The following is a 23,907-nucleotide window of genomic DNA, read 5'->3' on the forward strand; positions in this document are numbered from 1 at the left end:
AAAATTATTTATTCTTATCGACTGCATGTCCACCAAACTCATTACGCAAAGCTGAAACAACTTTACCAGTGAAAGTATCGTCTTCCATAGAACGATATCTCATCATCAGTGACATTCCGATAACGGGTGTTGGTACTTGTAATTTCAAGGCTTCATCTAGAGTCCATTTACCTTCACCAGATGAATGCATTGTTCCTTTAATATGTTGCAAATTATTATCTTTAGAAAAGGCATCTTGAGCTAATTCCATCAACCAGCCTCGAATAACCGAACCATTGGACCAAACTTTAGCAACAGCTTCATTGTCATATTCGAATTGACTATGCTCCAAAACATCGAATCCTTCGGCGATAGCTTCCATCATTCCGTATTCAATACCGTTGTGAACCATCTTGAGATAATGTCCACTACCAGCCTTACCGGTATAGAGATAACCGTCTTTCATCGCAATACCTTTGAAGATTGGTTCAATATATTGGAAAGCTTTATAGTCATCGCCACCAATCATGAAGTTACCATATTGATTAGCACCACTCTTACCACCAGATGTTCCACAGTCGAAGAATTTAATTCCCTTAGCTTTTAAAATTTGATTATGTCTAAGTGAATCTTCATAAAACGAATTACCACCATCGATCACAATATCTTCACTATCTAAAAGTTGACTTAATTTATCAATCGTATCATTAGTAGGTTTACCAGCTGGTAACATGACCCACATGATGCGGGGTTTCTTCAAGGCCAAAACAGCTTCCTCTAGACTAGCAACGCTTTGAGCACCCATGTCACTAGCTTTTTGTCTAGCCACTTCGTTTAAGTCAAAAGCGACTACTCGATTGTCATTTCTGATTAAGTTCTCACATAAGTTGATTCCCATTTTTCCTAAACCGATCATTGCTAAATTCATATTTATTGTCTCCTTTTGTAAAGCGCTTTCATTTATTGACTATAGTATATGAAAATTATTTTTAAAAATCAACCTTTATGTGGAAAAATCTTTTCAGATAAATCAAATTGTGCTATCTTATTATTGTGAGGTAAAGCCTATGCAAAATAATTTTAATATGTTGATCAAGTCCTACTACGACAACTTAACCGGAACTTCAAAAGATATCGCTGATTATCTTTTAGAAAATCCCCAAACCAGTTCGGCTCTAACCATTACTGACTTGGCTAAGAAAACTAATTCTTCTATCTCTTCCATTTCCCGTTTTGCAAAGAAATTGGGATTCAACAGTTTTCAAGAATTAAAAATTAATCTGCTCACATCAACAACAGACAAGAAAGAATCTAATAACCTTTTTCAAGAGATCAATTCTGACGATACTCTTAAAGAAATGGCGAAAAAAGTTTTCACATCTAACGTGTCAGCTTTGAATGCTACGATTGATACTCTGACCCAAGAACAATTACAAATGGCTATCGAAATAATTGCCAGTAAAAACTCTATTGCTTTCTTCGGATTAGGTGCTTCAGCTATCGTGGCCTTAGATGGCTACCACAAATTCTTAAAATCAGATAAAACTCCATTATTTGCTAACGATTTTCACATGCAATTAATGATGGCAACTACTTTAAGATCTGATACCTGTGCCGTAATAATTTCACACAGTGGTGAGAATAAGGATGCTTTGAAGTTAGCTCAGAAGTTACACGAAAAGAAAATCAAAACTATCGGAATAACTAGTTATGGCAATTCGTCTTTAACCAAAATTGTCGATTTAACTCTGTTATCGATTTCTGAAGAAACAAACTATCAGGATGAAGCTTTGCATGCTATCATTGCTCAAATTTCTTTGATTGACACCCTCTTTGTTTTAACCGCCATGAGAGATGACAAACAAACAACTGATGTCTTTAAAGAGATTCGTGAAACAATCAACGGTACTCGTTTGAACAAATAATTAGATTTTAAATATGCCAAATAACCCTGATAAATCAGGGTTATTTTTATGTTCTCTTTTTTTAATCCCTTTTTTTATTGCATTTTTAAAAGAAAGAACTATAATCGAATTTGTAAATTGATAGTGAGTACTCACTATCATACAAAGGAGAGGATATTATGTTTACAACAATGTTTTGGATTCTAGCAATTTGGTTCATTATCAATGTTATTTGGATGTGGTTCGCAACTGATAATCAAAAACTTCAAAAAACTTTTGCTTGGATCAATGTAGTTGCAGTTATTATTGGATTTTGGGTTTACTTTGGCGTTACCAAAGTCAGTGGTATTGATACTTGGTTCAATATCATGAACTATGCAAATATTGTCGTTGCCATCGTTCAATTCTACTTTGGTTACAGAAACAGTTCTACTGTCAAACATGCCTAAAAAGATTTCGAAGTTTTACCTCTTGTGTTCCATTTAGGATAGAATGGAACTATCAATAAAAAATGAGGTATGGCATTATGGACAATCAATTTGATATTTATCGTGAAGCAGAAAAAACTGAAAAGTTAACACCGAAACAAAAATTGATTTTCCAATCAGCTATCGACTTATTCTCTAAGCAAGGCTATGCCAATACTTCAACCAAAGAAATTTCTGAGCATGCTGGTGTTTCTGAAGGAAGCATTTTTCGTAAGTTTAAAAATAAAGAAGAATTATTGATGGCAATTCTGACACCCTTGACTCATAAAATTCTACCCCAGGATTTAAAACAGTTTTCTCATACTATGTATCAGAATGACACTCTTAATTTGAAATATTTTTTAACAACTATGATTAATGACCGTATTTCACTCTTTAAATATAACCATAAGATAATGAAGATATTTTTGAATGAATTTATCTACGATCAAAAAATACACGACCGTTTGATTGAAAGTATTCCTAAAAAATCTTTTAAACAGTTCAATCAGGTTTTGGATGAGTTAAAGCAAAAAAATTTATTGATTGATTGGGACAATCTTGAGATTTTTCGATTCCTAGCCTCAAATATTTTAGGATACTTGATTCAACATTATATTATCGTTAATGAAAAAGAATGGGATGAACCCTCAGAAATAGAACACGTCACAGAGTTTATCGTCAAAGGATTAACTCCAACAAAATAATTTTCAACAAAAAAAGCCGATGAATGAAATATTACTTTCATTCATCGACTTATTTGTTTATCTAAAATTATTCTTAAAGTACTTCAACAGATGCTGCTGTAACACCATATGAAGGAATTTGGTTATTTGGCATAGCAACGTCTAATTGGTTAGGGTTACTGTATGCAAATGTACCTGTATCATTAACTGTTCTGATCAATACTGTACCATCAGAAAGTGTGATCTTAAGTGTTGTACCCTTAGGGAATACTGAAAGGTTAGCAGCAACACCGCCATACCCCATGTTTGAACCTAATACAGCTGGATCGTAGAAACTGATCTTGAATGTACCTTGTGATGTACCAGTTGTTGTACTTGTACTTGTTGTTTGTGTTTCAGAAGCACTTTGTGTAACTGCTTGTGTTTGTGCTTGTGTATTTTCTTGTGTAGTACTTTGTGTTTGTGTAGTTGTCTCTTGGTTACTTGTTTGTTCAACATTTGTTTGTGGTGTTACTGTTTGTTGAGCATCTGTAGTTGATGCTGTTGTAGTAGCACCTGGCAATGTAACTGTTTCACCAGGGAAGATTAAGTCAAATCCGCCAACTTCACGGCCGTTTGCTTGTTCTAGTTCAGCGATTGTTACGCCTGTGTTAGCAGCGATACTCTTGTATGTATCCCCTGCTTCAACTTGAACATGGTTACTGTCGAGTTGTACTGCAGCCTGAGCAGTTTGTGATGTTGCTGCAAGTGCTGTTAAAGCTGTTGTACTTACTAAAGCGATAGATAAAACTTTTTTCATGAATTAATTACATCCTTATATTTAAAATTATTGTCTAGCCCTCATTTGCTATGTTGCATATACTAACAGGTGTTTATTACACAATTACGTCCGTTAAATTACAAAAGCAGGCTTTTCTGTAATTTTAGTAACAATTCTGAAACAATAAGTCTAAATATCGTTGGTATAATAAGATTTCATATTTTATGAATTTGAACATAATTAAAACTTATTCTGAAAATATGAGAGTATTCTTACAGTAAATATTAAACAAATAAGCTTAAAATCATGACACAAATGATTCCAACGACTGATATCAAGGTCTCTAGCACGGTCCAAGTCATTAAGGTTTCCTTAACTGTTAAATCAAAATATTCCTTAAACATCCAGAATCCAGCATCATTTACATGAGAAAAAGCTAATGATCCAGCTCCAATTGCTAAAACCATCAAAGCAGGATTTACTCCAGCCGAAGTCATCAATGGTAAAACTAATCCCGCAGCAGTCAACGAAGCCACGGTTGCAGATCCTAAGGCAACACGCAATACTACGGCAATCAACCAGCCTAAGAGTAAAGGTGAAATATTAACTCCGGTAAATAATTTCATAACCGCATTACCAACGCCACCATCGATTAAAACTTGTTTAAAGGCACCACCACCACCAATTACAAGTAATAACATTGCAATTGATTTAACAGCATCCTCTAGACTTTTCATAATATCCGGTGTTTTAAATCTTCTCGCCCATCCCATTGTATAAATTGCTAGGAGTAGAGAAATTGTCATTGTAATAGCCGGTGTTCCGATAAAAGCAATGATTGAATCCAATTTATTCGGATTATCAGGAACTGAGCCACCATCAACGACTAATTGATAAATGGTGGTAATAGCCATCAAAACTACAGGGAACAATGAGGTTAAAACACTAATACCAAAACTAGGTGTATCCTCTAATTTAAAATTCTTTTGAGGTCCTAAGGCCGTTAAATTACCTTTACGCTCAAAAGCATCTGGAACAATTCTTTGTGCTAATTTTGTATACAATGGGCCTGCAACTATTACCGCTGGAATAGCTACAATAATTCCATAAAGCAATACTTGCCCTGCATTAGCACTCAAAACTGTACTAATAGCTGTAGGAGCTGGATGTGGTGGTAAGAATCCATGGGTAACTGACAAAGCCGCAGCCATTGGAATTCCTAAATAAAGAATTGATACCCCTGCTTCCACAGCGATGGCAAAGACAATAGGAATCAACAAGACCATCCCTACTTCAAAGAACAGAGCGATTCCGATAATAAATGAAGCTAAAACAATTGCTAATTGTAATTTCTTTTTACCGAACTTTTGAATCAAAGTGTGCGAGATTCGGTAGGCACCTCCAGCATCAGCAACCAAACGACCAAGCATAGCACCGAATCCAAAGACAATCGAAAGTTCTCCTAATTGTCCGCCAATTCCATCTTGAATACTGGTTGCTATTTTGGTTAAGGGAATTCCTAAACCAATTCCTACTACTATAGAAGTAATTATTAATGAAAGAAACGTATTAAATTTTAATTTGATGATCAAGAACAGCAATAATGCCACACCTAAAATCAATACCAAGAAAGCCATTTGTAATCCCCTTTAATTTTTGACATAAAAAAATGCGTTATTAGCGCACTTTAATTTATTTCATATGTTTCTTTTGAAATTCCGCAATACTCTTATATTCGGGTTCCAAAACTTGTGATAAGCGAATCCAAATTGGTAAGAGTTCACGATAAACTTCAAAATTCTTTTCATTAGGTTTGTGAACGTCTGTAACACCGACCATACCCTTAACAGCAGATAAATCGTCGACATATCCTAAAGCGTACATGCCTAGTACAGCGGCTCCCAAACAGGAACTTTCGAAACTTTCAGGAATAGTAACATCTTGTTCAAAAATATCAGCTAGCATTTGTCTCCAAAGAGCTGAACGAGCAAAACCACCAGTAGCTTGAATACTCTTAGGTTTACCAGTCACTCTTTCAATCGTCAGCATCACAATGTAGAGGTTATAAACGATTCCCTCCAAGGCGGCTCTAACCATGTGAGCACGAGTATGCTTTCTAGTTAAACCGAAGAATGATCCACGAGCATAAGCATTCCAAATTGGAGCACGTTCTCCACCCAAATAAGGATGGAACAACAAACCATCAGAACCTGCAGGAATTTTTTCGGCAATTTGAGTCAAAATATCATAGGTTGAAACTTGCATCTGTTCGGCAGTGATTTTTTCTGGAGCAAATAATTGATCCTTAACCCAACGGAAAACAATACCACCATTATTAACTGGACCACCAACAACCCACTTATCTTTGGTCAAAGCGTAACAGAATAAATGTCCATCTGGATCAACAACTGGTTTATCGACGACAACACGTACAGCACCACTTGTTCCGATTGTTACAGCCACAACACCAGGATCAATTGCATCAACTCCTAAGTTTGAAAGGACTCCATCACTAGCACCAAAAACAAACGGAATATTCTTAGAGATACCCAACAATTTGCCATATTTAGGATTTAGTCCACTAATTGTATCAGTCGGTTCCACTAATTCTGGCAATTGGTCAGTAGTAATTCCCAAAAGATCCAAGGCCTGTGGTTCCCAAGCTAATTTAAAGATATTGAACATCCCAGTTGCAGAAGCGATAGAACATTCCATTTTATAAACGCCGAATAATCTGAAAAAAATATAAGTTTTCAAATCAATAAATTTTTTAGTTTGAGCAAACAATTCTGGCTTCTCATTTTTTATCCAAAGAATTTTTGATAACGGAGCCATTGGATGAATCGGTGTTCCCGTTTTAGCATAGATCTCGGCACCCAATCCATTTTCTTTCAATTCCTCACTATATTTAGCAGCACGATTGTCTGCCCAAGTGATAGCACGAGTCAAAGGTTGATCGTCTTTATCCATTAAAATCAGGCTGTGCATTGCTGATGAGAAAGAAATTCCCTTTAACTCACCTGCTTTAATTTTACCTTTACGAATAACTTGACCCAAAACTTCTACTACAGCGTCAAAAATATCATCTGGATCCTCCTCCGCCATATCAGGGACATCTTGGTATAATTGATAACCACTATTAGCGTATGCAATGACCTTTCCTTCCATGTCATATAAGACACTTTTTGTACTGGTCGTTCCAACATCAACGCCAATCATATATTCCATATCTAAACTCCTCACGTGATTTTCTAGACTATTAATATTATTGCATATTTTTTAAATAATTTTTGGAAATCTTAACTGTAGTAGTATGATATTTTGAAATCACGCGAAAAAAATGTACTTCTATTGCCGTCGTCCGCAAAAAATATGTGAGCCGCTGGAACGTGGTGGACACGACTTCAAGCTAAGTAAAACATCACCACTTAGGGCTCACATATTTTTTACTATCGACTAGTTTTCTTTTCCAATATTATCAAGTAAAACTGCAGTATTTTAAAATTTTTAACTCTATATAGTCAAAAAAGAACGGCGAATTTTATAATCAAGTTAGCCACTTTAGAAAAATGACAAAATAAAAACACCAAGACGTAAAAATCAGGTATCATTGGAGTTCTCACACAAACAATGAAAGAGGTTTTTCGTCTTGGTGCTAGAACAGAATATCATAAATCGTCCTAAAGGACATCATTTAACTGAAATTGAACGTGGAAAGATTGCTTCCTTTCATTCAATTGGCTACTCGAATCGCCAGATAGCTAAAGCTATCGGCGTTTCACCTCAGACTATTAATAATGAAATTAACAGAGGTACTGTTGAGCAGATCAAGAAAGTTAATGGTAAAGTTCAACACTTGAATTGCTACTTTCCTGACACTGCACATCAAAAGTATGTAAAGAACCGTAAGCTTTGCCATCGTCCTTCTAAATTCGACCAAGTCACAGCCTTTTTAGGCTTCTTTGTAAGCCAGTTCATAGATAATGGATGGTCACCTGATACGGCCGTTGGACGAGCTAAGAACGAAGAATTATTCTTAGTAGATGAAATGGTTTGTACTACTACACTTTACAAATATATTGATGAACAACGACTTGAAATCCGGAATATTGATCTGGTAGAAAAGTCAACTAGACCGACTAAGCAACATACTTCAAAAAAGCATAAGCGTCTACTTGGTCGTAGTATTGAGAAACGCCCTAAAAGTGTTGATAGCAGAGAATCCTTTGGGGACTTTGAGATAGACACGATTGTGGGCAAAAGAAATGGCCATGAGAGTGTCGTCTTAACGCTCATAGAGCGTAAGACACGCTTTGAAATAATGAGACTTATTGACGGTAGAGATGCCGACTCTGTAGATTATGCTATGAAAGAGATCATAAAGAACTATGGTGATCTTATCAATTCAATCACTGCAGACAATGGCCCTGAGTTCTCTAATCTATCATCTGATATGGCTGGCGTTGCGGATGTTTACTTCACACACCCATATACATCTTGTGAACGTGGAACAAATGAAGTACATAATCGAATGATACGTCGTGACTTGCCCAAAGGGCTGTCACTGGATACAGTCAGCCCAAAAGTAATAAGAGACATAGAATTTAAGCTCAACAATATGCCTAGAAAGTTATTGAACTATAAAACGCCACAAGAACTCTTTGCTAGTTCCTGTGGCGCTTAAAGACATATTTATAAACTTCAAATACTGATATCACTTGGATTCAATTTATTTTGTCCAAGTGGCTAACTTGTTATTGAAATTTTCGGTCAAAAAAGAACCAAATTTACAAAAATAAAAACATCTATTAATTTCACCACACAAACTTATGGTGTCCTTAATAGATGTTTTTTATTATTTTTACTTCCATTCATCACGTAAAATTCCGTATTGAACTGAATCGTAATACTTGCCTTCATAAAAACGAACTTGACGAATCCTTGCTTCTTGTTTCATTCCAATCTTTTCGGCTACGTGCATCATTCGTGGATTTCCAGACCAAGTTGTTAAACCCAAATGTGGGAAATCAAAAAGATTGAATAAGTAAGTAATATAAAGTTTTAAAGCTTGGCTACCGATATGTTTATCCCAAGTATCTGTCGCATAAATAGTAATTCCCATGTCGTACCACTTTGCTAATTTTCCATCTTTAAAATGTCCACCAACGGAACCAACGATTTTTCCATCACTTGTAATCAATAAATGTTCCTTATTACCTAACCAAGCTTTTGGTGCTAAATCATTAATGAACTCTTCTTTAGTAGGCAAATCATCATGAAAGTATGGACCGTTCAGTTTTGTCCATCCAGCATTGGGATCACTAAAGGCCAATTGCCAGAATTCTTCTAGATCTTCTGGTTGTGCTTGGCGTAACTCTACTTTTGACAAATCAATCATCTCCAAAATAAAAAGAACTTGTCATTATTATATGGCAAATTCTTTCTAGTTCAACATAAAATAAATATCGTCTATTTTTTACTGCTATATTTTGAACATTTTCTTATAATTAATCTGTCCAAATACTGATGACACGAAAAGCTGATGTTTAGGAGGATTCTTTCAAAATGAAGAACCTGAAAATTAATATCTGGACAGGAATTCTAGATATCATCAACTGTATTTTATTCGCAATATCATGGCCAGTTATTTTTAGTACTGCTGCCAGCGACGCCTTCGGTGGTACTAATTTGACTAGTGGAACAGGGGTATTTTTCTACGTGATGGCTGCCTTAGGGATCATTCTTAATATTGTTGCCCTTATTAAAAGTAGGAAAAACAACATTTCCATAGTTGGTCCCGTACTAGGAATCATAGGAAATGCCTTGTTTCTTATAACTGCTGCGATGGCATTTCCTGCTATTGTAGTAATTATTATTGGAACAGTTTTTATATTTTTACATCAACCGACTAAAAATACTAAAGCAATAAATTAGATCCTCAAAAAAAGTAGAAACGCTAATTTAATAGCATTTCTACTTTTTTTTATTAAAATATTTAGTTAACCTTGCGCAGGTTCACGGCTACCTAATCTTACCTTTTCAACAGCATGACTGCTTTCGAGGTCTTCTTCTTTGAATCCGAAGAGGTATGTGCATACAAAGGAAACAACGATTGTTGCAGCTGATGCGATTAAATATCCTGTGAAGCTACTGTCAATACCCTTTGGATTGATGAATGAAGCGAAACCGATTAATGATCCGGCAAAGCCCCACATATCAACATGCATTAATCCGGTAATCAAACCACCAACGGCACTACCGATATTTGCTGTCCAGAAGATACGACCATATTTCAAATTAATACCATACATTGCAGGTTCTGTAACTCCAGCAAAAGCTGAAAGTGTAGCAGCACCGGCAATTTGTTTCATATCAATGTTCTTCTTTGTTTTAACGAAGACAGCCATTGCAGCAGCACCTTGAGCAACCATTGTTGCAGAAACAATAGCATTCAATGCACTGTGTCCTGTTGTGGCAATTTGACTAGCAACGACAGGAATAACAGCCCAGTGTAAACCGAAGATAACCAAGCATTGATAGAATCCACCAATCAACAATCCGGAAATAGCAGGACTGAACTTCAATAGAGCAACGATACCATTTGCTAAGTAAGAACTTAGAAGTGTAATAACTGGTCCAACGATAACGATAATAATTGCACTGACAATAAATACTTCTAGTAGAGGACTAAGGATCATACGTAGTGACATAACGATATGTTTCTTGAGCCATGGTTCAATCTTTGAAGCAATCCATGCAGCAGCGATCATTGGGAAAATTGAATAAGTATAATTTGCGATATGAATAGGAATACCAAAGAAATTACTGTTGAAATTCATTGCAGTACTACTTGTTTTAGTTGCTACTTGTACCAAAGTTGGATATGCCAAAACACCACCGATAACACCCATGATGATCTGGTTTGCTCCTAATCTCTTAGCAGCTGTAAAACCAACTAAGATAGGTAGGAAATAAAATACTGAATCACCCATTGCACTAATAATCATATATGTAGAACTTGTTGCAGATAACCATTTTGCTGAAACGATTAAAGCTAATAATCCCTTTAAAATACCTGATGCAGCTAACAACCCGATGATAGGCATCATGCTGGCTGTGATTACACCAATTAAAGCACTGAAATAAAACTTTGTCTTAGGCCAAACTCCTTTTGGAGCTTCAACCTTTTCTTTCTTAACTTCAGAATCTCCACCAAATCCAGGTCCTAAAGCTTTGACAACAGCATCATAAACATCTTCAACTGCTGGTCCAATAACAACTTGATACTGTCCACCAGCTTTAGCAACATCCAGAACACCCTTCATGGCTTTGATAGTATCGTCATGAGCTTTGTTGTCATCTTTCAAATAGAAACGAACACGTGTGATACAGTGAATAACATTTTCAACATTACTTACTCCACCAACGTTCTTAACAATATCCTTACCTAGTTGGTCATAATCTACCTTACCTGATGGCTTAGCAGTAGATTCACCAGGGGCCATCAAACTAACTTCAGCAACATCATCGCCCGCTTTAACATCACCTTTAGTGACATTAACATCCTTGACCACTTTATTAGTATTGGTAATAGCGACGATAACATCTGTTACTTTGCCAGCCTTTTTGACAGCGTCAATATCCATTGTAGCTACCTTTTGACCAGCTGTAACTGTATCTCCTTCTTTAACGAATAGTTCAAAAGGAGTACCGTTTAGTTCAACTGTATCCACACCCATATGAACCAAAACTTCTAGTCCATCATCAGTACTGAACCCAATTGCATGTTTTGTTGACGCAACTAACATAACTTTCCCAGAGACTGGGGACAAAATCTCATTTCCTGTAGGAATAACTCCAAAACCGTCACCCATGTCTTTTTCAGAAAACATTGGATCATGAACTTCAGTTATTGGTACAGCTTTTCCATTTACAGGAGCAAGCATTTTAACTGTACTCTTCATAAGAATAGCACCTCCTTAATTTTAGTAACCGGTTACATCTTTAATTCATAATGATAATACATCTTGTCATGTATAAACATCAAGTTAGAACATTTTTTATTATAAAATTCGCACTAAATCAGTATTGACGGGGTGTATAATACGTATTGTAATAATGTGTTTAAACAAATATACAGTCTTTTATTTATGGAGGAAATAGTCATGAAGCCCTTATACTTAAAGTTTACAGATGATGAAATTATTTATTCCGACAATAAAGATCTAAGCAATCAGAAAAGTTATAAATTAAACTCTAAACAAGAGTTAAAAGAAAATTTTCAAAATTTTGCAAAAATTCTCTCAACTCCAGTCGACGTTCTTGTGCTTACAAATGCACGTGAAAGTTTACTAAATAAAAATTTAATTACGTATAATAATCAAACCATTAATTGTCGTAATGATTTAGAAAATATTTTCCACGTTCCTGTTGTTGATATGGAAGATATTCGTAAAGATGGCTTAGCCCTAGCTACTCATAATGCAATTAGTTATTCTGGTTGGCATCTAGACTACAATCATTTAGATCATGACAAGCGCCAATATGGTCAAGAGTCCATGCAAACAATCGGTAATGGTTTTTTAGGTTTACGAGGTACTTACTTAGAGGCTAAGGCTAGTGACGATAACTACCCTGCTACCTATGTAGCCGGCGTCTTCAATCAATTATCTACCCCTATCAACGACCGCGACGTCATCAATGAGGACTTAGTTAATTTACCAAATTCTCAATACATCAGTTTTAAAGTAGATGAAGGCGACTATCTTAGAATTAAAGATGATCTAGTTCAAGAATCAGTCCGTTCTTTAGATATGAAACATGGAATTCTGACAATTTCTACTATTATAAAGTTGGATGATGGTAAAGAATTAAAAGTTGTTGCTAAGAAATTGGCCGACTTAAAAAATTATCATGATTATTATCTTCAATATTCTGTCACGCCACTCAATTTTTACGGCAAAATAACTATATTAACTCAAACAGATGCCTCAATTGTAAATAGTAATGTTGCTAGATACCGTAACTTAGCAAATAAACACTTAATTGTCGACAATATCGAAAACAATGATAAGGAAATGTTAATGCTGGCCCACACCAATCAATCTCAAATTGATCTAGCTATTAAGACTAATATTTCCTACCCTGACATTGACAATGCTCAATACTATATGGAAAACAAATCTGAAATTGCTAGTCAGTTTATTGAATTCAATGTCAAACCAAATCATACTTATACCCTAGAAAAAGCCGTCAGTATTTTGACTTCACTTGAGACCAAACCAGACATGATTGATACAGCCAGAAGTCACAACTTCATTCCTACGTTTGCCGGCGCTCAAGAAGCATCAAAAGAGGCATGGCATGATGTTTGGAAAAAAGAGAATATCATTGTCACAGGTGATATTACTGCTCAAAAATTATTACATTTGAATTGTTTCAGTATGACGATTGCTGCTCAAGAACTAGCTAATAAACATTTAGATGCTTCCGTTGGCTCTAGAGGCTTAACTGGTGAAGGTTATCGTGGTCATATTTTCTGGGACGAACTATTTGACATGAATTTCTATCTCTTACACTATCCCGAATTAGTTAAAGATTTAATGATGTACCGTTATAAGCGCTTAGATGCAGCCAAAGAGTACGCTGCGGCTAGTGGTTATAACGGAGCTATGTTCCCTTGGCAAAGTGGAATGTATGGTGACGAACAATCACAAGAAGTTCACCTCAATCCCATGACTAATACTTGGGATCCCGATAATTCTAGAAAACAACGCCATGTCTCTTTGGCTGTAGCGTATAATATCTTAAATTATTACAATGCCACACAAGATGAGACTTTTATGAGTCAATATGGCTTAGAATTACTTTTTGATATTGCTGAATTTTGGATCGGTATGTCTAAATTTGATCCTGATACTGGTAAATACACTATTTCTGACGTTATGGGTCCAGATGAATTTCACGAAAATTATCCTGATGACACTGATAACAATGGTTTAAAGAACAATGCCTATACCAATATTATGGTTAGTTGGTTCTTCAAAAAACTTTCTAAATTAATTGAAGATGAACCTGCTAAAATAATTGATGATAATCTTAAGAGAACTAACTTCACTCAACAGAATATCAAAGATCTAAATAATATCAGGCACAACCTTAAATTAGATTTCAGTGGTGATATTCTAGGTCAATTCGAGGGTTACTTCGATCTCAAAGAAATTGACTTTGACAAGTACCGTCAACAATATGGCAATATTTCCAGAATGGATCGAATCCTCAAGGCACATAACGATTCACCTGACAATTATCAAATTGCCAAACAAGCTGACACTTTAATGGCTCTATTCAACATCCGTGAAAGTACATTCTTAAAAATCATGTTAGATTTAGGTTACCCAATCGTTAACCCTAACAAGTTTATTCACGATAATATTAAATACTACATTGCTAGAACGACACACGGTTCCACTCTTTCCAGAATCGTCTACTCAATGTTAATGCTTAAAATTGGTGAAGACAGTGAAGCTTGGAAACTATTTTATGAAGCACTAACTAGTGACTACTATGACATTCAAGGTGGTACAACTGCTGAAGGTATTCACTTAGGTGTTATGGGTGCAACCTTGAACGTCGTTACATCATATTTTGCCGGTGTCGACTATCGTGGTAAGATGCTCGAAGTTAATCCACATATGCCAAAACAATGGGAAGAAGTAGATTTCCAAATGACCTTTAGAGACGTCAACTTCAAATTCAGAGTTACTGACAATACTTTTATCGTAACAACCGATAAAGATTCCGAAATTAAATTTCTCAATCAAAAATTACCATTAACAGCCAATCAAGAAATTCAATTAACTTATTAAATAAAAAAATAAACAAGCTATACCAACCGTAATTGAAGTACTTTTACGGTTAGTATGGCTTGTTTTACTTATACGCTTACACCTAGATGTGACAAGTTACTCAAAAATAACTTAATCTTTCTCTTTTACCCCCTTACCAATCAAAAATAAAATGATAGAATATTCATAATCTTTATGGAGGGGTTTTAGACATATGATAGATCTGACTAACGGCAGACCTATAAAAGTTATTTTTCTGTATACCATACCTTTGCTATTAGGTAACTTTTTCCAGCAATTCTATAGTTTCATTGATACTTTAATTGTTGGCAAAACTATCAGTGTCAATGCTTTAGCCAGCGTTGGTGCAACAGGGGGATTGACAGCACTAGTCATTGGATTTGCTCAAGGGATGACCAGTGGTCTAACTATTTTAACTGCACGAAAATATGGAGCCAACGATGAAGCTGGAGTCAGACAAAGTTTTGCTTCAGGAATTATCATCTCCCTATTTATCATTGTCGTCTTTACAGCGATTGCTCTTTTAGTAGCTTATCCACTGCTCATTGCTATGCAAACACCTAAAGTGTTGCTACATGACTCGTTTATCTTTTTGGAAATTATCTTTGCAGGAATTTTTTCTTTTGTAGGTTTTGATTTTCTAGGAAATACAATGCGAGCACTTGGAGATTCAAGAGTGCCTCTATTCTTTTTAATCGTAAGTACAATTTTAAACATTCTTTTAGAGCTAGTATTTATTCTCTATTTGAAGATGGGCGTAGCTGGTGCTGGTTTAGCTACCGTTGTTGCCCAAACAATCACATTTGTGATCCTTTATTTTTACATTAGAAAACACATCCCATACTTAATTTTGACTCGTGATGATTTCAAAATTGATATGAACGAAATTAAAGAATTGCTAAAAATAAGTTTACCAATGGGTTTTCAGTCTTCCATCATTGCCATTGGTTCAATTATCTTACAATTCATGCTCAATACTTTGGGTGCCAATGCAGTCGCTGCATACACAGTTGCCGGAAGAGTCGAACAGATTGCCACTTTGCCGGCCTTTAGTTTTGGCCTAGCCTTAGTTAACTTCACCGCTCAAAATATGGGTGCTAAAAAATTCGATCGTATCCTAAAGGGCGTCAAGGATGGAATTTTAGTCTCAGTTATTTCTAGTCTTGTCATCGGGATCTTTTTGATTTTCTTCGGACAATCAATTTCTCATTTGTTCATGAATGGTAGTGAAACAAAGGTCTTGAACTTAATTCAAATTTACTACTACTTCAATGGTTCGACCTACTTTATCTTGTCAATTCTCTTCATTGTCAGATACACATTGCAAGGATTAGGCAATCAAAAAGCACCAACAATTGCTGGTATCGCCGAACTATTAATGAGAGTCTTTGCTGGTGTCGTTCTTATCCGTTTATTCGGATTTTACGGAGCTGCCATGGCCAACCCACTAGCTTGGACTGGTTCAGTATTGGTATTAGTAAGTACTTGGAATATTGAGATCAAGAAACTTAAAAACATGAAGAATCTTTTGAATCATGAGGAAACAGCTTCAGAATAATCGAGGGAAACCTAATATTATTGGGTTTCTTTTTTTCATATTCAGATATATGTAAATGTCAGATGATTTTAAACTCTATGATTTAAAATTAGGTGATACATAGTAATCAATACCCACTCATGATATAAATTAGCTACATTCAAGACATTTTTGTATCCGGTTACATAAAAGTGATACGATACTTATAAATACATTTGGGGAGATGTTAACATGGGTGTTTGGGCTATTGTCATAGGTGTAATTTTAATTTTACTTTCTCTTATAACTTTTCGTTCTGTAACAAAAACATTCAAAAAATTAAAAAAAGGTGAAATAACCAATCCTTCACCTTTTATCGCATATGCCCTCTGGACCACCGATGTTATTGCTTTATTCATTGGTATCGCCGGTATTATGACATTCACATTTTACTAAACTTTCACAAAGCAAATAGCTCCTATTTAGATAATACGTATTATCTAAATAGGAGCTATTTTTAACTATTTAAAGCTTCCGCACACTCGATCAAAGCATCTTCTACTGCCGGTATCTTGCCTACATAGTTCAAAAAAGCGTGTGCTAAACCACCATAGCGGATATACCCTGCTTCGCATCCTGCCATACCAACCTTTTGAACAAAGGCTTCATCTTGCAGTCTGAATGGATCGAACTCACCTGTCATTACCAAAACTTTTTTAAAAATCAATGGATCTGCATACATTGGTGAAATAAGCGGTGCCGAAAGATTATAATTAGCACCATTCAAATAATATTTTGTCATAATCTTATCTAAACGTTTAAATTGTGTATAGTTATTATGAAGTGCTTGTCTTTGTTCCGGATTAATTGGAATCAAACGATCATTCCAAAGTGGACCATTATAATCTGAGCCTTGAACTATTGTTGGATAAAATAATATGTGCTTATAAATTTCGCAAATACCCATGTTACTGCTTAATTGACTGACACCCAACGCAATCGAGGCACCAGCTGAATCTCCAGCTAGAGAAATTTGTTGGTGCTTATCGCATATATCCATCAATACTGAAAGACAATCTTCAATAGCTGCTGGATATGGTTTTTCCGGTGCAATGCTATAATCCACACTATAGATAAAACCATTGAATTTAGCCGCTAACAAACGTAAAAATGGTAAAGTATCCTCAGCGGAACCTCCATAATAAGCGCCTCCGTGCACATAAATCAAAGCCTTTTCGGTTGATAAGTTTTTGTCATTACGATAAATTTTCAAATATCTAACTTTGCGATCTAACTTATTACTCATTTCTACGTCAATTCTAACTGTCGAATCGGAAGCAACTATATCAGCCTTTTGATTTCCAGCACGTAACTGAGTCAAATCATCAGGTAATTGTGGATCATCACTCAAGGTTTTCAAGTGATCCCAAATTATCGGTTCATAAGAATGAGCGTCTACCCTATCTTTAACAATCATTTTGACATTTTCTAGATGGGGAATATCGACTGACTCAATCTGATTCAATCGGCTCAATTCAACGTTATAATCGCTATTCATCATAATAAAAGCCATCCTTTATTTTTTATTTAAGTCAATTCGTATTATCTATACTACAATCAGTATATATCCTGTTTAAACATATTTTACATTAAATTATAACAAAACTTTTTATTAATATTGATTTATCAAATCAATCTATCTGGAGGAACACAGTGACATCTAATAGCAAAATTTCAGCCCGAGAACATAATTTACAGTCAATTTTACATTTACTGCATATTCATAAGTCCCTCTCCGCTAAACAATTATCAACATTAACTGGTTTAAGCGTCGTCAGTATCAATAAACTGATCGAGTTATTGGAATTAAAAAACATTCTTACCGTCGATTTTACTAATACCAGAGGCCGCCGGGCCAAAACTTATCAGATAAATTATCAGGCCTATACTCTGGGAGCGTTACAACTCCACGAAGTCCATGATTATATCAAGGCTAATTACTCTCTTATTGATCTATCAGGAAAAATCATTTCTCAGACACATTATGAAGAGAATATAACTTCAGTTGAACAGCTTTTGGAATTCATTAAACTGCATACAGACGAAAGTAAACCTCAGAAAATAATTGTCGGCATCCCTGGCGATGAATTGAATGGTTACTTACAGCTAATTGATGTTAAGGCATTGCGTGGTATCAAGTTATCCAAGGCCATTGAGGTCTCAACTGATATCGATACTATTATCGTTAACGATATCAATGCTTGTATCTTCGGAGCTGCCTCTTCACTACACGAAAGCCAAAATATTGCTGCTGGAATCTATTTTCCCAAGCTCTATGGTCCCGGAGTCGGTATCGTCATCAACGACCAACTTATTACTGGCGCAGACGGATTAGCTGGAGAAGTTCAATATGGTACCGTCGATCAAAAGGAATCTCCTAAAAATCAAATTATTGACCATCTACGAAACATTATTAGTTTGATCAATCCTAATCTGCTTATTGCCTATATTGATGAATTGAATCTAACCGATTTAGAAATTAACCAAATTATTCAAACACTCCATCGATATCTCCCACTACATCAAAATTATAAATTGGATTTCAATCGTAATTTTCAGGATGACTATTTACTTGGTTTGGCTACTATTGGTCGAAATATTATTTTTAAAAAGTTAAGCGGCAATTGAAACCGCTTAACTTTTTTGGTACAATATCCTTATCTTAATTAACCAAGTTTAAAAAGGGGTAAATTCATGAGTATAAAACTAATTGCTTTAGATGTTGACGATACACTACTAACTTCCAATCAACAAATTGCCGAATCTACTAAATCAGCTTTAAAAGAAGCTTTGGCTAAAGGTATCAAAGTTGTTCTTTGTTCCGGTAGACCATTAGCCGGCGTTGACCACTATTTAGATGAACTTGGTGTACAAGGTGATGATCAATACGTCATCACTTACAATGGTGCACTTGTAGAAACAGCCGCTGGTAAAGTCCTTTCCCGTAAAATAATTAACAATAAAGACTATCGAAGAATCGTTAAATTTGTTGAAGACCGCAAAATGCAATATTATGTGCTTGACGATGATAGCAATGTCTATACTTCCAACCATGACATTAATCGCTTTGCCGTTACCCAAGCTTGGGAAAACAGTGCTGGTATTTTTGTTCGTGAACCCGATGAATTAGCTTCCGACTTCGAAATTGCCAAAGCCGCTATCGTTGGTGAAAAAGAAACTTTAGATCAATATGAACAAGCAGTAAAAGATGAATTTGCTGATGAATACTATGTTGTGCGTGCTGGTGCTAATTTCATCGAAATTATGCATCCTGAAGTTAACAAAGGTGAAGGTTTAACTACTCTAGCTGACATTTTACATTTGAGTAGCGATGAGATAATGGCTTTTGGTGATGAAAAGAACGATTTACCAATGTTTGACTTCGTTGGCTCTGCCGTAGCAATGGGCAATGGTTCAGATATAGCTAAAGAACATGCTAAATATGTGACTGATACTAATGACAATGATGGTATTGCCAAATCATTAAAGAAGTACGTCCTTTAATGAAAATTACGCACGAAATAGTTCAACCAACACCAAAAGTACCTTTCAAATACTATTTTCATGATGAGAATTCACCTAAACGTGTCCCCTCGCATTGGCACCGTAATATTGAATTAGGATTTATGGTTTCTAAAAATACTTTGCTGGTTAAAGACGATAATCAAGAAAATGAATATCATCAAGGTGATATTTGGGTTATCAATTCCCGAGATATTCATGAGACTGACTTTATTAATAGAAAATCAGTCTTTGTCTTCTGCCTTTTGATTGACTATGACTTTCTCAAAAAAATTTATCCTGATATCGACCAAATTCATTTTGATCTCAGAGGCAAACCAACTTGTCTAAAACAGTTGATTGCTTATCAAGAATTAGAAAAACAACTGCGGATGATGATTCAACTTTTGCAAGAACCTCGTGATGATACTTTCAATCTTGATTTAACCGGTCGAATTTATATATTGATGTCCAATTTAATCAACAACTTCTCTCACAAAGTCACTTCCAACACCTCTGTCAATGAGAGTCTAATCGATCAGGCTCTGAAAATAATCAATAACAATTATGCTGATGATTTAAATGGGGCCGTCTTAGCTCATGAGCTGAACACCTCAGTAACGACTTTGAACCAACAATTTCACCAAACCGTTCAAATGCCGATTAATAAATATATCACGACTGTACGCTTATTAGCAGCTCAAAAGAAATTACTCAACACTAATCAAAATATCGACTATATTGCCATTGATAGTGGCTTTAACAGCACCAAATCATTTATCAGAAACTTTAAAAATTGGAAGCACACGACTCCTTATCAATACCGTAAAAATTTTGCTGAACTGGAAAGGATTTAACTATGACAATTAAATTAGTTGCTACTGACATGGATGCTACCTTCTTAGATGACAATAAACATTTTGACACTAAGAGATTCGATAAGATTTATCAATACATGATTGATCATAATATCTATTTTGTTTCCGCTAGTGGTAATCAATATTATCAATTGAAGAATTTCTTTAAAGATTACCCTGAAACGCTTTTTGTTGCAGAAAATGGTGCTCTAGTTGGTAATTATCAAGAAATTTTTAAGACTTGGCATTTTCCAGATGCTGTAACTAAGAAAGTTATTCAAGTCTTGGAGAATATCGATCATATTCAATACATTGCCTGTGGTCGTAAGTCAGCCTATATTCTCAAAAGCGCAACTGAACAGTTTTACAACATCAGTAAATTCTACTTTCCACGTATTACAAGTGTTGATAGCTTTGAAAATATTGACGATGAGATTCTAAAATTCTCAGTCAACTGTCCTTTAACTGAAACTGAAGCTTATATGGAACACCTAGCTAATGGCATTGGCAAAGATGTTTCTGTCGTTTCCAGTGGTCACGGTGATATCGATATTATCCAAGCCGAAGCTAACAAGGCTACTGGTTTAGAGTATTTATCACAAAAATTAAATATCAAACCAGAGGAAATGTGTGCTTTCGGGGATGGAGGCAATGATCTTGAAATGTTACGCTATGTCGGTCACGGTGTCGCCATGGAAAATGCTAGTGAAATTGTCTTAGAAACAGCTCCATATCAGACAACTAACAATAATCAACAAGGTGTTCTCGCGCATCTCGAATCTGTTTTTGAATTGTAAAATCGATTTTTCTTCACATTTAATTAAAACAAATATCGATTTTCTTCAATAATTAATTCATATCTCGGCGGTAAAGTATAAGCATAATCAAATAAGAAAATATTTGATTATCCTTCCCCTATAGATAATGTATAATCCTTAACAACTTTAGAAAAACTGTTTCTTACGGATTCGGTTCAAACAAAAAGCTCAAAATCGCTTGCTGACGGTTTTGAGCTTTTTGCTTGGTTTAATTTTCAAAATAACGTTGTTTCTCTAATTCCCAATATTTTTTATCCTCATCATTGATTTTTCTTAATACTTTACAAGGATTACCAACTGCTACTACATTATCAGGAATATCCTTAGTTACGATTGAGCCAGAACCAATAACAACATTATTACCTATTTTGACATTTGGATTAATCACTACATTGCCACCAATCCAAACGTTATCGCCAATCTCAATTGGTTTACCGTATTCGTATCCTTCTGTTCGTATTACGGGATCAATTGGATGACCAGCTGTATAAACTCCAACACGAGGGCCAAACATAACATTGTCACCAATCTTTACTGATGCAATATCTAAAAGAATTAAGTCGTAGTTAGCATAGAAGTTCTTTCCAATAGTCGTATTGCAACCATAGTCTGTATAGAACGGTGGTGTTATATAGGGCTTATCACCAATTTTCTTGAATAAATCTTGCAAAATCTCAGTCCTACGTGGAACTTGTTCCTCATTGGATTGATTGAACTCCTTTAATAGTCTCTTAGCTTTCAAAAAATCTTTTTTTAATTCCGGATCATGTGCGATGTATAAGTCGCCAGCTAACATTTTTTCTTTTTGTGATCTCATCATCATATTCCTCTATCTTTAAAAATTCATACATCAAGGATAACAATTTTTTGCCAAAAAAATACCCATTTACAAAAGTAAATGGGTACAATTCTTATGCTATCTAAAAACAGGTTTACTATTACGATATTGAATATCGTCTACTCCATCTAAAACGTTGCTATACCTAGCCGCAGCAAAGAAATAATCGGATAAACGATTAATAAATTTAAGCACATAATCATTGATTGGTTCTTCCTGCATCAAGGCAACGATTTCTCGTTCGGCTCTTCTAGTCACAGTTCTTGCTAAGTGCAAATTAGAAGCTGTCCTTGAACCACCAGGTAAGATGAATTTTTGAATAGCAGGAACTTTGGCAGAATAATCGTCGATTTTCTTTTCTAACCAATCAACAGCCTTATTATCCTCTGTAAAAATAAATTCATGCTTCTTATCACTAGCAGAAATGGCCAGATCAGTTCCACAATCAAATAATAATTGCTGAATCTCTTGTAATTCATCTTTCAAAACTAAATTTTTTTCAGACAAATTAGCAATCACGACACCCACTAAAGAGTTCAATTCATCAATCGTTCCGTACGATTCAATTCTTTGGGCTGACTTGTACAAAACATCATTACCAATAATTCTAGTCTTACCTTTATCTCCAGTACGTGTATAAATTTTCATATTTAATAAAACTCCTTGCTTAATAATTATCTTTCTTAACAACTATACCAAGAAATAATGTCCAAAAGATGACTATTTTTAGCTTTCTTAACTTTATCTATGTATAATCAATTTATGCAACCGATATCATATGGATGGGAGGTAAGTTTTATGCATGACAGTTTAACATTACAATTACTCGGGGAATTCATTGGTACCTTAGTTTTAGTTCTATTAGGTGACGGCGTCGTTGCTGCAGTCAGTTTGAAAAAGTCTAAAGCTGAAGGTTCCGGTTGGGTTGCCATTTCTCTTGGTTGGGGATTAGCTGTAACTTTAGGTATTTATTGTTCAGCCTTCCTTAGTCCGGCACATTTAAATCCCGCTGTAACTTTGGGGATGGCTATCGCAGGTGTCTTCAATTGGGGTTACGTCGTTCCTTACATGATTGCTCAAATCTTAGGGGCAATCGTCGGAGCTGTGATTGTCTGGATCAATTATTATCCACATTGGCAAGAAACCAAAGATTCTAAAGCTATTTTAGGCGTTTTCGCCACAGGTCCAGCTATCAGAAATTACCCAATGAACTTTATCAGTGAATTTATTGGGACATTCGTCTTAGTCTTTGCCTTACTAGCCTTTACTAGAGGTAAATTCACACAAGGATTAAATCCAATTGTTGTAGGACTTTTGATCACTGCTATTGGATTCTCACTCGGTGGGACCACTGGTTATGCCATTAATCCAGCCAGAGACCTAGGGCCAAGAATTGCACATCAAATTCTACCAATTGCTAACAAAGGCGACTCCGATTGGAGTTACAGTTGGGTACCAATTCTCGGACCACTAGCTGGTGGAGCTATCGGTGCTTTAGCATATCTATTGATTCCTTAAAATATTTAAAAGTAAAACAGAATATGTTCAACTTTCAATTATAAAAAGAACAGCCTCCATTAAGTATTCAAGACTTTGCTTGAATCCCTTAATAGAGGCTGTTTTTACCTTACTAAAACAAATTATCTTACAAAG

Annotated in this window: 22 protein-coding genes; 13 read left to right on the forward strand and 9 right to left on the reverse strand. The window is 35.4% G+C overall.

Annotated features, from left to right (window positions below; translation table 11 throughout):
• Nucleotides 1-4: 4 nt before the first annotated feature.
• Nucleotides 5-907 (reverse strand): phosphogluconate dehydrogenase (NAD(+)-dependent, decarboxylating), encoded by a 903-nt coding sequence (gnd, locus tag ACI6PB_RS08705; RefSeq protein ID WP_404327310.1) that lies wholly within the window; start codon nt 905-907, stop codon nt 5-7.
• Between the two features lie 139 nt (nt 908-1,046).
• Between gnd and ACI6PB_RS08710 the strand changes: the two genes are divergently transcribed.
• The 3 genes from ACI6PB_RS08710 (at nt 1,047) to ACI6PB_RS08720 (ending at nt 3,057) form a co-directional block, all read left to right on the forward strand.
• A complete protein-coding gene (locus ACI6PB_RS08710; RefSeq protein WP_404277910.1) occupies nt 1,047-1,904 on the forward strand; it encodes a MurR/RpiR family transcriptional regulator in 858 nt (285 codons plus the stop codon).
• Nucleotides 1,905-2,062: 158 nt separating this feature from the next.
• Nucleotides 2,063-2,332: a hypothetical protein gene (locus tag ACI6PB_RS08715; protein WP_404277912.1), complete on the forward strand. Its 270-nt coding sequence runs from the start codon at nt 2,063-2,065 to the stop codon at nt 2,330-2,332.
• Nucleotides 2,333-2,409: 77 nt separating this feature from the next.
• Complete coding sequence (locus tag ACI6PB_RS08720) at nt 2,410-3,057, forward strand: TetR/AcrR family transcriptional regulator (protein ID WP_025085172.1); 648 nt, start codon at nt 2,410-2,412, stop codon at nt 3,055-3,057.
• Nucleotides 3,058-3,130: 73 nt separating this feature from the next.
• Here ACI6PB_RS08720 and ACI6PB_RS08725 read toward each other — a convergent pair whose 3' ends face one another.
• From ACI6PB_RS08725 to gntK, 3 genes are all read right to left on the reverse strand, one after another.
• Nucleotides 3,131-3,835, reverse strand: a complete 705-nt coding sequence (locus ACI6PB_RS08725) for a LysM peptidoglycan-binding domain-containing protein (RefSeq protein WP_404327311.1) — start codon at nt 3,833-3,835, stop codon at nt 3,131-3,133.
• A 245-nt stretch (nt 3,836-4,080) separates the two neighbouring features.
• Nucleotides 4,081-5,433: a gluconate:H+ symporter gene (locus ACI6PB_RS08730; RefSeq protein WP_025085171.1), complete on the reverse strand. Its 1,353-nt coding sequence runs from the start codon at nt 5,431-5,433 to the stop codon at nt 4,081-4,083.
• Nucleotides 5,434-5,488: 55 nt separating this feature from the next.
• Nucleotides 5,489-7,024 (reverse strand): gluconokinase, encoded by a 1,536-nt coding sequence (gene gntK, locus ACI6PB_RS08735; protein WP_404327312.1) that lies wholly within the window; start codon nt 7,022-7,024, stop codon nt 5,489-5,491.
• Nucleotides 7,025-7,445: 421 nt separating this feature from the next.
• Here gntK and ACI6PB_RS08740 point away from each other — a divergent pair, with 421 nt between their 5' ends.
• Nucleotides 7,446-8,480 (forward strand): IS30 family transposase, encoded by a 1,035-nt coding sequence (locus tag ACI6PB_RS08740; protein ID WP_059075255.1) that lies wholly within the window; start codon nt 7,446-7,448, stop codon nt 8,478-8,480.
• Between the two features lie 177 nt (nt 8,481-8,657).
• Here the strand turns inward: ACI6PB_RS08740 and ACI6PB_RS08745 are convergent, their stop codons facing one another.
• Nucleotides 8,658-9,185 (reverse strand): GNAT family N-acetyltransferase, encoded by a 528-nt coding sequence (locus tag ACI6PB_RS08745; RefSeq protein ID WP_227005172.1) that lies wholly within the window; start codon nt 9,183-9,185, stop codon nt 8,658-8,660.
• 176 nt (nt 9,186-9,361) lie between these two features.
• On the opposite strand from ACI6PB_RS08745, the gene ACI6PB_RS08750 reads away from it, so the two are divergent.
• Complete coding sequence (locus tag ACI6PB_RS08750) at nt 9,362-9,730, forward strand: hypothetical protein (RefSeq protein ID WP_025085170.1); 369 nt, start codon at nt 9,362-9,364, stop codon at nt 9,728-9,730.
• A 65-nt stretch (nt 9,731-9,795) separates the two neighbouring features.
• Here ACI6PB_RS08750 and ACI6PB_RS08755 read toward each other — a convergent pair whose 3' ends face one another.
• On the reverse strand, nt 9,796-11,760 hold the full coding sequence (locus ACI6PB_RS08755; RefSeq protein ID WP_404327313.1) for a glucose PTS transporter subunit IIA: 1,965 nt from the start codon (nt 11,758-11,760) through the stop codon (nt 9,796-9,798).
• Nucleotides 11,761-11,961: 201 nt separating this feature from the next.
• On the opposite strand from ACI6PB_RS08755, the gene ACI6PB_RS08760 reads away from it, so the two are divergent.
• The 3 genes from ACI6PB_RS08760 to ACI6PB_RS08770 all read left to right on the forward strand — a co-directional run bounded on the left by ACI6PB_RS08760 (nt 11,962) and on the right by ACI6PB_RS08770 (nt 16,636).
• Nucleotides 11,962-14,664, forward strand: a complete 2,703-nt coding sequence (locus ACI6PB_RS08760) for a glycoside hydrolase family 65 protein (RefSeq protein ID WP_404327315.1) — start codon at nt 11,962-11,964, stop codon at nt 14,662-14,664.
• Between the two features lie 193 nt (nt 14,665-14,857).
• Nucleotides 14,858-16,222, forward strand: a complete 1,365-nt coding sequence (locus ACI6PB_RS08765; RefSeq protein WP_025085167.1) for an MATE family efflux transporter — start codon at nt 14,858-14,860, stop codon at nt 16,220-16,222.
• Nucleotides 16,223-16,432: 210 nt separating this feature from the next.
• Nucleotides 16,433-16,636, forward strand: coding sequence for a hypothetical protein (locus tag ACI6PB_RS08770; protein ID WP_404277927.1), 204 nt, complete (start codon nt 16,433-16,435; stop codon nt 16,634-16,636).
• A gap of 61 nt (nt 16,637-16,697) precedes the next feature.
• On the opposite strand, the gene ACI6PB_RS08775 is transcribed toward ACI6PB_RS08770, so the two are convergent.
• Nucleotides 16,698-17,741: an alpha/beta hydrolase fold domain-containing protein gene (locus tag ACI6PB_RS08775; RefSeq protein WP_404277929.1), complete on the reverse strand. Its 1,044-nt coding sequence runs from the start codon at nt 17,739-17,741 to the stop codon at nt 16,698-16,700.
• 152 nt (nt 17,742-17,893) lie between these two features.
• On the opposite strand from ACI6PB_RS08775, the gene ACI6PB_RS08780 reads away from it, so the two are divergent.
• The 4 genes from ACI6PB_RS08780 (at nt 17,894) to ACI6PB_RS08795 (ending at nt 21,395) form a co-directional block, all read left to right on the forward strand.
• Nucleotides 17,894-18,868, forward strand: coding sequence for an ROK family protein (locus ACI6PB_RS08780; protein ID WP_025085164.1), 975 nt, complete (start codon nt 17,894-17,896; stop codon nt 18,866-18,868).
• Nucleotides 18,869-18,934: 66 nt separating this feature from the next.
• Complete coding sequence (locus tag ACI6PB_RS08785) at nt 18,935-19,744, forward strand: Cof-type HAD-IIB family hydrolase (RefSeq protein WP_309510800.1); 810 nt, start codon at nt 18,935-18,937, stop codon at nt 19,742-19,744.
• Nucleotides 19,744-20,598 carry a helix-turn-helix domain-containing protein gene (locus ACI6PB_RS08790; protein WP_404277935.1) on the forward strand — a complete coding sequence of 285 codons (855 nt, stop codon included), beginning with the start codon at nt 19,744-19,746 and terminating at the stop codon, nt 20,596-20,598. The genes ACI6PB_RS08785 and ACI6PB_RS08790 overlap by 1 nt, the downstream gene beginning before the upstream one ends.
• A 2-nt stretch (nt 20,599-20,600) precedes the next feature.
• Nucleotides 20,601-21,395: a Cof-type HAD-IIB family hydrolase gene (locus tag ACI6PB_RS08795; protein WP_404327316.1), complete on the forward strand. Its 795-nt coding sequence runs from the start codon at nt 20,601-20,603 to the stop codon at nt 21,393-21,395.
• A gap of 229 nt (nt 21,396-21,624) precedes the next feature.
• Here ACI6PB_RS08795 and ACI6PB_RS08800 read toward each other — a convergent pair whose 3' ends face one another.
• Nucleotides 21,625-22,233 (reverse strand): sugar O-acetyltransferase, encoded by a 609-nt coding sequence (locus ACI6PB_RS08800; RefSeq protein WP_404327974.1) that lies wholly within the window; start codon nt 22,231-22,233, stop codon nt 21,625-21,627.
• Between the two features lie 99 nt (nt 22,234-22,332).
• Nucleotides 22,333-22,902: a cob(I)yrinic acid a,c-diamide adenosyltransferase gene (locus ACI6PB_RS08805; RefSeq protein WP_025085160.1), complete on the reverse strand. Its 570-nt coding sequence runs from the start codon at nt 22,900-22,902 to the stop codon at nt 22,333-22,335.
• A 150-nt stretch (nt 22,903-23,052) separates the two neighbouring features.
• Between ACI6PB_RS08805 and ACI6PB_RS08810 the strand changes: the two genes are divergently transcribed.
• Nucleotides 23,053-23,772, forward strand: coding sequence for an MIP/aquaporin family protein (locus ACI6PB_RS08810; protein ID WP_309510798.1), 720 nt, complete (start codon nt 23,053-23,055; stop codon nt 23,770-23,772).
• Nucleotides 23,773-23,907: the final 135 nt, after the last annotated feature.

Source organism: Companilactobacillus paralimentarius (assembly GCF_963227125.1).
Taxonomy (GTDB): Bacteria; Bacillota; Bacilli; order Lactobacillales; family Lactobacillaceae; genus Companilactobacillus; species Companilactobacillus paralimentarius.

Coding starts and splice junctions, on each gene's coding strand:
- gnd (WP_404327310.1), bottom strand. CDS start 907: ATGAATTTAGCAATGATCGGTTTAGGAAAAATGGGAATCAACTTATGT.
- ACI6PB_RS08710 (WP_404277910.1), top strand. CDS start 1,047: ATGCAAAATAATTTTAATATGTTGATCAAGTCCTACTACGACAACTTA.
- ACI6PB_RS08715 (WP_404277912.1), top strand. CDS start 2,063: ATGTTTACAACAATGTTTTGGATTCTAGCAATTTGGTTCATTATCAAT.
- ACI6PB_RS08720 (WP_025085172.1), top strand. CDS start 2,410: ATGGACAATCAATTTGATATTTATCGTGAAGCAGAAAAAACTGAAAAG.
- ACI6PB_RS08725 (WP_404327311.1), bottom strand. CDS start 3,835: ATGAAAAAAGTTTTATCTATCGCTTTAGTAAGTACAACAGCTTTAACA.
- ACI6PB_RS08730 (WP_025085171.1), bottom strand. CDS start 5,433: ATGGCTTTCTTGGTATTGATTTTAGGTGTGGCATTATTGCTGTTCTTG.
- gntK (WP_404327312.1), bottom strand. CDS start 7,024: ATGGAATATATGATTGGCGTTGATGTTGGAACGACCAGTACAAAAAGT.
- ACI6PB_RS08750 (WP_025085170.1), top strand. CDS start 9,362: ATGAAGAACCTGAAAATTAATATCTGGACAGGAATTCTAGATATCATC.
- ACI6PB_RS08755 (WP_404327313.1), bottom strand. CDS start 11,760: ATGAAGAGTACAGTTAAAATGCTTGCTCCTGTAAATGGAAAAGCTGTA.
- ACI6PB_RS08760 (WP_404327315.1), top strand. CDS start 11,962: ATGAAGCCCTTATACTTAAAGTTTACAGATGATGAAATTATTTATTCC.
- ACI6PB_RS08765 (WP_025085167.1), top strand. CDS start 14,858: ATGATAGATCTGACTAACGGCAGACCTATAAAAGTTATTTTTCTGTAT.
- ACI6PB_RS08770 (WP_404277927.1), top strand. CDS start 16,433: ATGGGTGTTTGGGCTATTGTCATAGGTGTAATTTTAATTTTACTTTCT.
- ACI6PB_RS08775 (WP_404277929.1), bottom strand. CDS start 17,741: ATGATGAATAGCGATTATAACGTTGAATTGAGCCGATTGAATCAGATT.
- ACI6PB_RS08785 (WP_309510800.1), top strand. CDS start 18,935: ATGAGTATAAAACTAATTGCTTTAGATGTTGACGATACACTACTAACT.
- ACI6PB_RS08790 (WP_404277935.1), top strand. CDS start 19,744: ATGAAAATTACGCACGAAATAGTTCAACCAACACCAAAAGTACCTTTC.
- ACI6PB_RS08795 (WP_404327316.1), top strand. CDS start 20,601: ATGACAATTAAATTAGTTGCTACTGACATGGATGCTACCTTCTTAGAT.
- ACI6PB_RS08800 (WP_404327974.1), bottom strand. CDS start 22,233: ATGAGATCACAAAAAGAAAAAATGTTAGCTGGCGACTTATACATCGCA.
- ACI6PB_RS08805 (WP_025085160.1), bottom strand. CDS start 22,902: ATGAAAATTTATACACGTACTGGAGATAAAGGTAAGACTAGAATTATT.
- ACI6PB_RS08810 (WP_309510798.1), top strand. CDS start 23,053: ATGCATGACAGTTTAACATTACAATTACTCGGGGAATTCATTGGTACC.